This is a genomic window from Dokdonia sp. Dokd-P16, assembly GCF_003095655.1.
In the GTDB taxonomy this organism is placed as follows: domain Bacteria; phylum Bacteroidota; class Bacteroidia; order Flavobacteriales; family Flavobacteriaceae; genus Dokdonia.
In genome coordinates this window covers 2,627,116-2,641,095 of sequence record NZ_CP029151.1, presented here as the reverse complement: position 1 = coordinate 2,641,095, position 13,980 = coordinate 2,627,116, and the positions used below count along the sequence as shown (strand labels likewise).

Here is a 13,980-nt window from a genome sequence, read left to right as displayed (position 1 = left end):
CTAGTTATTGTTATACTCTATGTAATCAAAATCATCATTATTTGAATTATTAACCTCTCCACCTGAAAAATAGCGAACAGTTGCCTGAATCGGGAATATACCGTTCGTATTTGGTAATGGATTATAGACAGCATTAATACCAAGGATAGATGCCGTTAAACCTTCAAAAACACCTCCATTACCTACATATGTAAATTTGTATAATATCGGATTAGAATCATCAAATACCCAATCAGCATTACTAACTGGTGCTCCATTTAATGTTGTGAGGCTTGAATCATATGTAATTATAAATGCTGAGTTTTTAGTTATTCGCAACTCTACAGCATCAGTGCCATTAGATTGTCTATCATTATATTCCGCTACAAAAACTCTAAAGTCAACTATACCAGAATCACCTGCTACAGTTGTTGTACCTGTGAAAATAACTGGACCAAAATCCGGCAAATTACCCACGATGTCTGTATCCGTTATTGCGTCTGGATCTGAACCTATTGCGTCAAACTCATCATCATAAGTTACGGTAACTGTATCTCCAGCTTGTGTATTGAATATACCATCATTGTCCGTACCAGCTGTTACACCGTATTCTGTTTCTACAGTTCCTGTAAAGACTCCTGTATCAATCCCAGTTTCAGTTAATGTGATCGTTTCAGACTCACCTGTGATATCATTTATGACAACTACCTCAATACTTTCTATTGTAAGTGGATTTTCATTTAAATCATTATCCGTAACTACGATATCTAATGTGTCACCCGGTATTGAAAGATCTGTAACATCGACAGTTCCAGTCACACCACCAAGAACTGTATCCACATCCGAAATAGGAGTAGGGTTACTTCCTGTTACGTCTAATACATCATCATAAGTTACCGTTACAGTATCTCCAGCTTGTGTATTAAAAACGCCGTCATTATCTGTACCAGCAATTATACCTGACACTGTTTCTACAGTACCTTCAAACACACCAGTGTCAGCACCTGTTTCAGTCAGAATAATTATTTCCGACTCTCCAGTATTATCATTAACAACAATTACTTCTATAGTTTCAATTGTATCAATATCTTGATTCAAATCATTATCAGCAACAGATATATCTAATGTATCCCCTGGAACTGATGTATCAGTAATATCTACAACTCCAGTAACCCCTCCTAGTACATTGTCGGTATCAGTAATTGGATCTGGATTATTACCATTGCTATCTAATTCATCATCATAAGTCACAGTTACAGTATCACCGGCTTGTGTGTTAAAAATTCCGTCCTCATTCGCCCCTGCATCAATCCCATATTCCGTATCAACAGTTCCTTCAAACACACCAGTATCAACTCCTGTCTCTGTCAAAGTGATTGTTTCTGTTTCACCAGTTGCATCATTTACAACAACGACATCAATTGTGTCTATACTAGTGATGTCTAGATTCAAATCATTATCAGTTACAATAATATCTAATGTATCTCCTGGTATTGATGTTTCTGTTATTTCAACCTTACCTGTTACTCCTCCGATTACGGTGTCTGTATCTGAAACAGCTGTTGGATCATTACCTAAATTATCTAACTCATCATCATATGTTACCGTTACAGTATCACCAGCTTGAGTATTAAAAACTCCGTCGTTATCTGTACCGGCAATATCACCAAACACAGTATCAACAGTACCTTCAAATATTCCCGTATCAGCACCTGTTTCTGTTAGAGTAACTATTTCAGATTCGCCAGTTTCATCGTTAATAACTACGACCTCAATAGTTTCTACACTATTAGTATTTTGATTTAAATCATTATCAGTTACTACAATTTCCAATGTATCTCCTGGAATTGAAGTTTCTGTAATAGTAACTTCACCTGTAACTCCACCAATTACATTATCAACATCCGTTATTGGGGCAGGATTATCACCTGTATTATCAAGCTCATCGTCGTATGTTACGGTAACGGTATTTCCTGCTTGTGTATTTAATGTTCCATCGTCATTTGTACCAGCCATATCACCAAATATAGTATCAACAGTACCTTCAAATACTCCAGTATCAATACCAGACTCTGTAAGAGTAATTGTTTCTGTTTCACCAGTCTGATCATTTACAACAACCACATCAATTGTATCTATACTAGTTATATCTAAATTCAAATCATTATCGGTCACAACAATGTCTAAAGTGTCCCCGGGTATTGAAGTATCCGTTATAGTAACTTCACCAGTAACCCCACCAAGAACTAAATCTGTATCTGTGATTGGTCCTGGATTGCTACCAACTTCATCAAGCTCATCATCATAAGTAACAATTACCGAATCACCTGCTTGTGTATTAAATGTGCCATCATTATCAACTCCAGCAACTACACCATAAACAGTATCAACTGTACCAGCAAAAACTCCTGTGTCAGGTCCGGTTTCTATTAAAGTAACAACTTCAGATTCACCAGTCTCTTCGTTTACAACAACTACATCTAAAGTTTCAGCTACTGAAGGGTTTTCATTAAGATCCCCATCTGTAACAACCACATCCAAAGTATCACCAGGAATAGATGTATCAGTTATATCTACTATTCCAGTTATTCCACCCAATACATTATCAACATCTGTCAATACAGTTAATGTTCCGTTTTCATCTAATTGATCGTTATAGAAAATAGTAACCGTGTCACCAACTTGGGTATTAATTATTCCGTCATTATTAGCACCAGCAGATACTCCGTAAATGGTATCGACAGTTCCGGTAAATACACCTGTATTTGGGCCTGTCTCTGTTAATGTAATCACCTCTGATTCACCTGTAATATCATTTTTCACAATCACGTTGACAGTTTCTGCAACTGAAGGATTTTCATTCAAATCAGCATCTGATACAGATAGATCCAACGTGTCTCCAGGGAAAGAAGTATCAGTTATATCCACCTCTGCCAAAACACCTCTAGTATGTGTAAAAAATGCTGTACTTCCAGGAGCATCAGTTGGACCATCAATTGCTGCTATATTCACATTAAACCCATTAAAACTTTGATTTTCAGTTGAGTTTTGAGTAACAGTTAATGGCATAGAAATATTTCCAGAGAAACTAGCAGGAATCTCAGATGACTGTTGAAAAACAAGAACATTATTCCCAGCATCATAACTAACTGTAAAATAAGACAGCACAGTTCCTGTTATTCCAGCTACATCAGCGTCAGTTAATTCTACATATTGTAAACTAATACTAATTGTAACATTAGGCATTCCAAATGCTGAAGCAGGAGCTGCTATACCATCATTTTCTGTAAAAGTAAATGTACCGATACCCTCACCATTTAAGGCAATACCATCAAGAGGATCCGGAGTTATATTTGCTTCAGTTACTGTAACGGTCTGACCATAGGCAACTAACGTACACAGAAAGGTAAAAATGAGTGGAAGTAGATTTTTATTCATTGTAGGTATTTAAGGTTGTTGAAATTGGAAATTCTTTAAAGTAATATATTAATCGTCGTCATCGTCATCGTCATCGTCATCGTCATCGTTATCGTCATCATTAAGTATGTCATTGTCGAATTCAACATAATCAACATCGTTATTATTAGAGTTATTAGTTTCACCTCCAGAGTTAAATTTGACTGTAACCTGCAATGGAAACTCTCCTTCTGTGCTAATAAGTGGCAAATAAACAGCATTTAAACCGATCATTGACGCGCTATTTGCTGGAAAGATACCGTTATTCCCAATATATATAAATCTATAAAGTGTAGGACTAGAATTATCAAACAACCAATCGGTGTTTGACACAGGGAAGCCGTTAACCAACACACTTGTAGGATCAAATGTTATTAACAAGTCATCGCTTTTGACTATCCTAAGTTCTACTGGTGTAACACCATTAGAATTCTGACCAGCAAATTCAGCCACTAGCACTCTGAAATCAATAACTCCAGTATTACCTATAATAGTGGTCACTCCAGTAAACAATGTTGGTCCATAATCTGGAATTAATTGCATACCTACTGTAAGATATACGGTTGCAGTAGCAGTTGCACCTTGAGTGTCTGTCACCTGATATACAAAGGAATCTGGACCTACATAATCCAAATTAGAAGTATATACAAAAGTACCATCATCATTTAAAACTACCGTCCCATTTGCAGGATCAGATACTAACAATGTTGACTGAGCATCTCCCTCAGGGTCTGTATCATTATCTAATACATTTCCTAAAATATCAGTGTTTGAAATACCATTATAAGCATCATCATTTGCTACAGTAATGTTTGCAGCATCAAGGATTACTTGAATAGTAACCGTTGCCGTATCACATTCAGCTGGAATTGCATTATCACAGATTGTGTATGTGAAAGTATCCTCACCAACAAAATCAGCATTAGGTGTATAAACAAATGATCCGTTAGGTAGTAATAAGACCAATCCATTAGCTGGATCTGTATTTGCAGTAACCGTAAGTGGATCTCCATCTGGATCAAAATCGTTAGGCAAAACATTTCCTGTCAACGGTGTATTCACCTCTGTAATGCCTGAATCCGCATTAGCAACAGGCGCCTCGTTATCAGGTCCGCTTATAGGCAATACTTCTAAGTAAACAATAGCAGTATCGCAAGCTTGAGGATTACCATCATCACAAACTGTATATGTAAAAGTATCTTCCCCTACGAAGTCAGTATTTGGTGTGTATTCGTAAGTTCCATCAGGATTAATTACTAATACTCCATTAGATGGATCTGTATTTGAACTTACTGTTTGCGTATCTCCTTCTGCATCATCATCATTTGTTAATACATTACCAGTTACAGCAGTATTCACAAAAGTATCATTGATATCGTCAATAGCTGTTGTTGTATTACTAACAGGCGCTATCACTAATGAAACCGTTGCAGTATCTGTTGCTCCTTGAGCATCAGTTACTGTGTAAGTAAACTCATCTGGTCCAGTATAACCTGAGTCAGGCGTATAAGTAAAAGTACCATCTGCATTTAAAACGACACTTCCATTTGATGGATCCGTTGTTAAAGATGCTGTTTGAGCATCTCCTTCTGGGTCTGTATCATTATCCAATACATTACCTAATACATCTGTATTAATTGAACCAATGTAAGCATCATCATTTGCTACAGTAATGTTTGCAAAATCAGGAATTACTTGAATAGTAACTGTTGCTGTATCACATGCAGCCGGAGTAGCATTATCACAGATTGTATATGTAAAAGTATCTTCTCCAACAAAATCAGTGTTTGGTGTGTACTCAAACGTTCCATCAGGATTGATTACTAATACACCATTAGATGGATCTGTATTTGCAGTCACCGTTATTGGATCTCCGTCTGGATCAAAATCATTAGAAAGTACACTTCCTTCAATAGGCGTATTGATTTCTGTTACTCCAGTATCAGCATTTGCTACTGGTGGATCATTCTTACTGGTTGGCTCTGGCAATACTTCTAAGTAAACAATAGCAGTATCACAAGCTTGAGGGTTACCATCATCACAAACTGTATATGTAAAAGTATCTTCTCCTACGAAGTTAGTATTTGGTGTGTATTCGTAAGTTCCATCAGGATTAATTACTAATACTCCATTAGATGGATCTGTATTTGAACTTACTGTTTGAGTATCTCCTTCTGCATCATCATCATTTGTTAATACATTACCAGTTACAGCAGTATTTACAAACGTATCATTGATATCGTCAATAGCTGTTGTTGTATTACTAACAGGCGCTATCACTAATGAAACCGTTGCAGTATCTGTTGCTCCTTGAGCATCAGTTACTGTGTAAGTAAACTCATCTGGTCCAGTATAACCTGAGTCAGGCGTATAAGTAAAAGTACCATCTGCATTTAAAACAACACTTCCGTTTGATGGATCCGTTGTTAAAGATGCTGTTTGACTATCTCCTTCTGGGTCTGTATCATTATCCAATACATTTCCTAATACATCTGTATCAATTGAACCAATGTAAGCATCATCATTTGCTACGGTGATGTTTGCAAAATCAGGAATTACTTGAATAGTAACTGTTGCAGTATCACATTCAGCTGGAGTAGCATTATCACAGATTGTATATGTAAAAGTATCTTCTCCTACAAAATCAGTGTTTGGTGTGTACTCAAACGTTCCATCAGGATTGATTACTAATACACCATTAGATGGATCTGTATTTGCAGTCACCGTTATTGGATCTCCGTCTGGATCAAAATCGTTAGAAAGTACACTTCCTTCAATAGGCGTGTTGATTTCTGTTACTCCAGTATCAGCATTTGCTACTGGTGGATCATTCTTACTGGTTGGCTCTGGCAATACTTCTAAGTAAACAATAGCAGTATCACAAGCTTGAGGGTTACCATCATCACAAACTGTATATGTAAAAGTATCTTCTCCTACGAAGTCAGTATTTGGTGTGTATTCATAAGTTCCATCAGGATTAATTACTAATACTCCATTGGATGGATCTGTATTTGAACTTACTGTTTGAGTATCTCCTTCTGAATCATCATCATTTGTTAATACATTACCAGTTACAGCAGTATTTACAAAAGTATCATTGATATCGTCAATAGCTGTTGTTGTATTACTAACAGGCGCTATCACTAATGAAACCGTTGCAGTATCTGTTGCTCCTTGAGCATCAGTTACTGTGTAAGTAAACTCATCTGGTCCAGTATAACCTGAGTCAGGCGTATAAGTAAAAGTACCATCTGCATTTAAAACGACACTTCCATTTGATGGATCCGTTGTTAAAGATGCTGTTTGAGCATCTCCTTCTGGGTCTGTATCATTATCCAATACATTTCCTAATACATCTGTATCAATTGAACCAATGTAAGCATCATCATTTGCTACAGTAATGTTTGCAAAATCAGGAATTACTTGAATAGTAACTGTTGCTGTATCACATGCAGCCGGAGTAGCATTATCACATATTGTGTATGTAAAAGTATCCTCACCAACAAAATCAGTGTTTGGTGTATACTCAAACGTTCCATCAGGATTGATTACTAATACACCATTAGATGGATCTGTATTTGCAGTCACCGTTATTGGATCTCCGTCTGGATCAAAATCGTTAGAAAGTACACTTCCTTCAACAGGCGTGTTGATTTCTGTTACTCCAGTATCAGCATTTGCAACTGGTGGATCATTCTTACTGGTTGGCTCTGGCAATACTTCTAAGTAAACAATAGCAGTATCACAAGCTTGAGGGTTACCATCATCACAAACTGTATATGTAAAAGTATCTTCTCCTACGAAGTCAGTATTTGGTGTGTATTCGTAAGTTCCATCAGGATTAATTACTAATACTCCATTAGATGGATCTGTATTTGAACTTACTGTTTGCGTATCTCCTTCTGCATCATCATCATTTGTTAATACATTACCAGTTACAGCAGTATTCACAAAAGTATCATTGATATCGTCAATAGCTGTTGTTGTATTACCAACAGGCGCTATCACTAATGAAACCGTTGCAGTATCTGTTGCTCCTTGAGCATCAGTTACTGTGTAAGTAAACTCATCTGGTCCAGTATAACCTGAGTCAGGCGTATAAGTGAAAGTACCATCTGTATTTAAAACAACACTTCCGTTTGATGGATCCGTTGCTAAAGATGCTGTTTGACTATCTCCTTCTGGATCCGTATCGTTATCCAATACATTTCCTAATACATCTGTATCAATTGAACCAATGTAAGCATCATCATTTGCTACAGTAATGTTTGCAAAATCAGGAATTACTTGAATAGTAACTGTTGCTGTATCACATGCAGCTGGAGTAGCGTTATCACAGATTGTATATGTAAAAGTATCCTCTCCAACAAAATCAGTGTTTGGTGTATACTCAAACGTTCCATCAGGATTGATTACCAATACACCATTAGATGGATCTGTATTTGCAGTCACCGTTATTGGATCTCCGTCTGGATCAAAATCATTAGAAAGTACACTTCCTTCAATAGGCGTATTGATTTCTGTTACTCCAGTATCAGCATTTGCTACTGGTGGATCATTCTTACTGGTTGGCTCTGGCAATACTTCTAAGTAAACAATAGCAGTATCACAAGCTTGAGGGTTACCATCATCACAAACTGTATATGTAAAAGTATCTTCTCCTACGAAGTTAGTATTTGGTGTGTATTCGTAAGTTCCATCAGGATTAATTACTAATACTCCATTAGATGGATCTGTATTTGAACTTACTGTTTGAGTATCTCCTTCTGCATCATCATCATTTGTTAATACATTACCAGTTACAGCAGTATTTACAAACGTATCATTGATATCGTCAATAGCTGTTGTTGTATTACTAACAGGCGCTATCACTAATGAAACCGTTGCAGTATCTGTTGCTCCTTGAGCATCAGTTACTGTGTAAGTAAACTCATCTGGTCCAGTATAACCTGAGTCAGGCGTATAAGTAAAAGTACCATCTGCATTTAAAACAACACTTCCGTTTGATGGATCCGTTGTTAAAGATGCTGTTTGACTATCTCCTTCTGGGTCTGTATCATTATCCAATACATTTCCTAATACATCTGTATCAATTGAACCAATGTAAGCATCATCATTTGCTACGGTGATGTTTGCAAAATCAGGAATTACTTGAATAGTAACTGTTGCAGTATCACATTCAGCTGGAGTAGCATTATCACAGATTGTATATGTAAAAGTATCTTCTCCTACAAAATCAGTGTTTGGTGTGTACTCAAACGTTCCATCAGGATTGATTACTAATACACCATTAGATGGATCTGTATTTGCAGTCACCGTTATTGGATCTCCGTCTGGATCAAAATCGTTAGAAAGTACACTTCCTTCAATAGGCGTGTTGATTTCTGTTACTCCAGTATCAGCATTTGCAACTGGTGGATCATTCTTACTGGTTGGCTCTGGCAATACTTCTAAGTAAACAATAGCAGTATCACAAGCTTGAGGGTTACCATCATCACAAACTGTATATGTAAAAGTATCTTCTCCTACGAAGTCAGTATTTGGTGTGTATTCATAAGTTCCATCAGGATTAATTACTAATACTCCATTGGATGGATCTGTATTTGAACTTACTGTTTGAGTATCTCCTTCTGAATCATCATCATTTGTTAATACATTACCAGTTACAGCAGTATTTACAAAAGTATCATTGATATCGTCAATAGCTGTTGTTGTATTACTAACAGGCGCTATCACTAATGAAACCGTTGCAGTATCTGTTGCTCCTTGAGCATCAGTTACTGTGTAAGTAAACTCATCTGGTCCAGTATAACCTGAGTCAGGCGTATAAGTAAAAGTACCATCTGCATTTAAAACGACACTTCCATTTGATGGATCCGTTGTTAAAGATGCTGTTTGAGCATCTCCTTCTGGGTCTGTATCATTATCCAATACATTTCCTAATACATCTGTATCAATTGAACCAATGTAAGCATCATCATTTGCTACAGTAATGTTTGCAAAATCAGGAATTACTTGAATAGTAACTGTTGCTGTATCACATGCAGCCGGAGTAGCATTATCACATATTGTGTATGTAAAAGTATCCTCACCAACAAAATCAGTGTTTGGTGTATACTCAAACGTTCCATCAGGATTGATTACTAATACACCATTAGATGGATCTGTATTTGCAGTCACCGTTATTGGATCTCCGTCTGGATCAAAATCGTTAGAAAGTACACTTCCTTCAACAGGCGTGTTGATTTCCGTTACTCCAGTATCAGCATTTGCTACTGGTGGATCATTCTTACTTGTTGTAGGAACCACTTCAACGTATACAGTTGCAGTATCACACGCTTGTGGATTACCATTATCACAAACCGTATAAGTAAAGGCATCTGACCCTACATAGTCAGCCGGAGGGTTATAAGAGTACGACCCATCTGGCGCAATGTTTACGACAACACCTTGAGTAGATGTCACTACAGGAGAAGTAACTGTTTGAACATCCCCTTGAGCATCAAAATCATTTGTTAATACATTACCATCTACAGGTGTATTTACAAAAGTATTCTCAATATCATCAACTGCAGTTGTATTAATAAGAGCTCCTATATTTACTGAAACTATAGCACTATCACAATCATTATCGCTATCACAAATTTGATATTCAAATTGTATAACAGAAGTGTTAACTAGTGGCGCAGTAAACTCTATAAAATCATCAGTTGGATCATTTGTTGTTCCGTTTGTATTGACCACAGCCGTTCCTAAAGCTGGCTGAGTAATAATTGTAATTGGTCCGCTAGCAGCTAAATCTGGTCCAAAAATATCATTAACCAATACACTTACATTAATAGTTTCTAAAGGTAACGCAACTGTTTCATCATTTACTGCATTGGGTCTACCGTCATCTACAAAATCATTCCCACATGTAGACATCAAATTTATAACGCGAGTTATCCTGTTGTCATTTGCTCCATCTACATCAGATATTGATACATATCCTGAATTATCATTCTCAATGACTGTATACGTTACATCAACCAAAGCAGAAGGTATAGAGGTTGCATATCTATAATTTCCATTTATATCAGTTGCTACCGTTTTATTACTTCCGTCAGAACCAATAATATCAACTTCCACATTAGGAAGTGGATCCCCACCTTCATCAGATACGTTACCACAGATAACTGGAGCTGACAGAATTGTAGATCTAGGATTTAAATATTCTGCATTATCAAATACAAAAGCATAAAATCTATCAAAATTTCCGTTTTCCTTACCTATAGTATATGATAATTTACTCTTTCCTTCCCAATAGTTACTGAAAGTAAATCTTGGATCTTCAGAAATATCTCCACCAGGAGCAGTTAAAGGGTTTACAGCAGTCCCTCTAATTCCATCGCCGGTATTTATTATATCTATAAGAGTATCTCCTGATGTATAATAAGAATCTGGAAGACTTAATTCTGCATATTCTCTTGTAATTACACTATCACCATCAATATCAAAAGGACTTCCAAAGAAAGAAATACTTACTGGTGTCATTGTTCCAGAGGCAACAAATGATATATCAAATTTCACACTCTGATCACCATTATTCGTACTATTAATCTTAGGTTGGAACGCTCTAGGAAGACCTTGATTTGAAACATCAATATCAAGAAGCGTCGCCCCATTGTTAAACGCTACAATTTCAACGATTGCATCGAGAACAACTCCATTTGCATTATTAGGAAAAATGTTTGAAAATCTATATTTGGCCCCTTCAGATAGCGCAACTCCTGAAATTAGTACAGGATTTGCAAAATTTGAGTTTTCGTAAAAAGGTGCACAATCACAACCTCTTTCTCCCGGAGGAACTATAAACACATCTGATACTGAAAGGAAGACAGTCGCTTCACTCTCATTACCATTTACATCTACAATTTTATATTTAAACTCATCAAATCCTGAATAATCCTGATTTGGAGTATATATAATTGTGTCATCAGATAAGTCTCCCGGTGTATTATTATCGTTAATTTCAATAACTCCGTGTGCAGGATTTACTGTAATTACGATAGGCTCCGTTAAAGAAGCTCCATTATCACCATAGTCATCATTTGCAACTACATCTATATTTAAAGGAAGATTAAAGAAAACAGTTCTAGTATCATCATCGGCAAGGATAGTCGCACACTGGTTTTGTGTTTTATCTTGACTAAAACCTTTTAATTGACCAGCATTAGCCACTAAAGGCACACCATAAGTACTACTTGATGCATTCTCGTCTACTATAACTCCCAGGTTAGTTTTCACACTACCATTATTCCCATCTGTTACAGACCCACTTGCTACTAAACCATCACTACTCAAGAAAGAACCATTACCTTCTACATAGTCAGGGCAACCATCATTATCACTATCTAAATCTAGCGCATTGATAACACCATCATTATCAATATCGTTATTACACCCTGAGACTGGTGCAGTTACAGGCACTAATGCAGCAGCACTACTTAACGGCTCAACATCAAAATTGTAACCTGGAGTTCCTAAACGTTTTCTTAATTCAAAATTAATGCTTGATGTTGTTAAGAATCTAGTTCTCCACCATGCATCTTGTGTGTTTGCATCAGTATTCTCAGTATTAACCGCTACCCCTCTAGCTCTAATTTTTCCGCCAGAATTAGTTATTGAGAGACCAGAAGATGTTGATAATTGATAAAACTGTACATCTGTAGTATTCAATATAACCTCCTCACTAGAAGTTGGTATACCATCTACATCCATCCAGGTAACATCTAATGGCATAGGCAGCAACGTATTAGTTCCAGATCGATAAAAATTCATCTGTAAACCAGCAAGAGCGCCAACATTTGTTCCCGTTAAATATATTGTAGAAATTGGATTGTTAATAGCAATATCTAAAGTAGCCGGACTAGGATTAGAAATAACTACTAGTTCTAAATCAAAAGGTGTTCCCTCAAAAGTACCAGCATTTACATACCTCATTTTATCACCTACTTCACTACTAACCCCACTATCTGTAAACACTCCATTGCTAAAGTCTAAACTCAAAGGCGATATGGCAGATGCAGCATTTACACACTCATCTGTATCTAATATACCGTCATTGTCGTCATCAAGATCACAAAGATCACTTATACCATCACCGTCACTATCTAAGTTACCAGACACCTGTGCATTACAAGGATCTATTGATGGAGTACAATCTGCGTCCACATTTACTCCTCCAGCTATAATCCATGATTGACCATTAACACTTTGACCATTTTGATTATGCCTCGAATCAACAGTAATGGTCACTTGCGTAACATTACCAGGGACATCTAATAATGTCAATGTTGGCATTATTAAACAACAGGTCCCTCCAGGTAATGAACTATCTGGACCAGTAATTATAATTTCTTCAGAAACTCCGCCAGCTTCCGCTCTTAGTAATAAATACCTTCCATCTGTAGTAATTTCTGAAATTGGAGTTTCAACAAATAAATCTCTAGGTTCTGAAAAAGAAGGAATATCAATTGTAAACTGCACCTTATTGTTATAACCACTTAAATTTGTAAACACCCCAGAATTTGCAAATGCATCTACCGTATTTCTAAAAGCGTAAACAACAATAGATTGTAAATTATTTCTATTTACAGTATTTGTATAATTGATACTTGATGCATTACCTGTCACAGTCGCTCTGTAAACCCAAATATTACTACTTGAACCAGGAACTGCAAACCTATTTAAAGTGTGCGCAACGTTATTATTATCTTTAACCTGAATTGTACTCCCAGGATTACCACCTTTGTAAACAATCTCAACTACATATTGATAAATATTTCCCGAATTAGGAAGTACAACATCTGTAGATGTTTTTCCATTTGCATTTGCACCGTACTCATCAACAGTCTTATTTTCACCACAAGCAAAGTTCCAACCCGTCAAAGTATCAGCATCATCTACAAATGTCTCAAGAGTTGAAGTTGCGGAAGCAAACATTTGATTAGACAAGAGTATAAACACAAACAAAACAACCACTCTAAACATAGAGTCGCCGTTTAATCTATTTAAATCTCCTAAGTAATTTAGTTTCATATATTACTATTTTATAAAAACCTTATAATTTATTTTAATCTATATCAGATAAGCACTAATTATAACTTATAAGATATGGTCACTAATCATTCACTCTAGAAGTAGCACCTGCTGCTTATATTTTAAAATGAATAACACTAAACTTTCATTTTTGATACTCTGGTAATGCATCTTCAAAAAAATATTCAGACACAAAAAAACCCAATACATCAAAACTCTAATTTAGACACTCTTATTAAGAGGTGATAAATTAGGTGAAATCAATTAGTTGGGTGTTCAAATATAAAGCGATTATTATATCTGTAGATTACCTTTTTAAACTATTAGTTATGCTACTTATTATCATCGACAAACTACACAATTTTCAATACTACAAACAAAATGTCTTAACGAAAGTACCTAAAAAATTGAGTGTTTCGAAAATCAGTCCGCTTTCGCGAAAGCGTATAAAACCAACCTAAACAC

General features: G+C 36.2%; 2 protein-coding genes. Both read right to left on the bottom strand.

What is annotated here, in order from left to right:
* Positions 1 to 3,417 carry a beta strand repeat-containing protein gene (locus DCS32_RS11815; RefSeq protein ID WP_108878448.1) on the bottom strand — a complete coding sequence of 1,139 codons (3,417 nt, stop codon included), beginning with the start codon at positions 3,415 to 3,417 and terminating at the stop codon, positions 1 to 3.
* Positions 3,418 to 3,465: 48 nt separating this feature from the next.
* Positions 3,466 to 13,515, bottom strand: a complete 10,050-nt coding sequence (locus tag DCS32_RS11810; protein WP_108878447.1) for an Ig-like domain-containing protein — start codon at positions 13,513 to 13,515, stop codon at positions 3,466 to 3,468.
* Positions 13,516 to 13,980 lie beyond the last annotated feature (465 nt).

What these genes read in the sequence shown, in the direction of transcription:
- DCS32_RS11815 (WP_108878448.1), bottom strand. Translation starts at nt 3,417, where the DNA reads ATGAATAAAAATCTACTTCCACTCATTTTTACCTTTCTGTGTACGTTA.
- DCS32_RS11810 (WP_108878447.1), bottom strand. Translation starts at nt 13,515, where the DNA reads ATGAAACTAAATTACTTAGGAGATTTAAATAGATTAAACGGCGACTCT.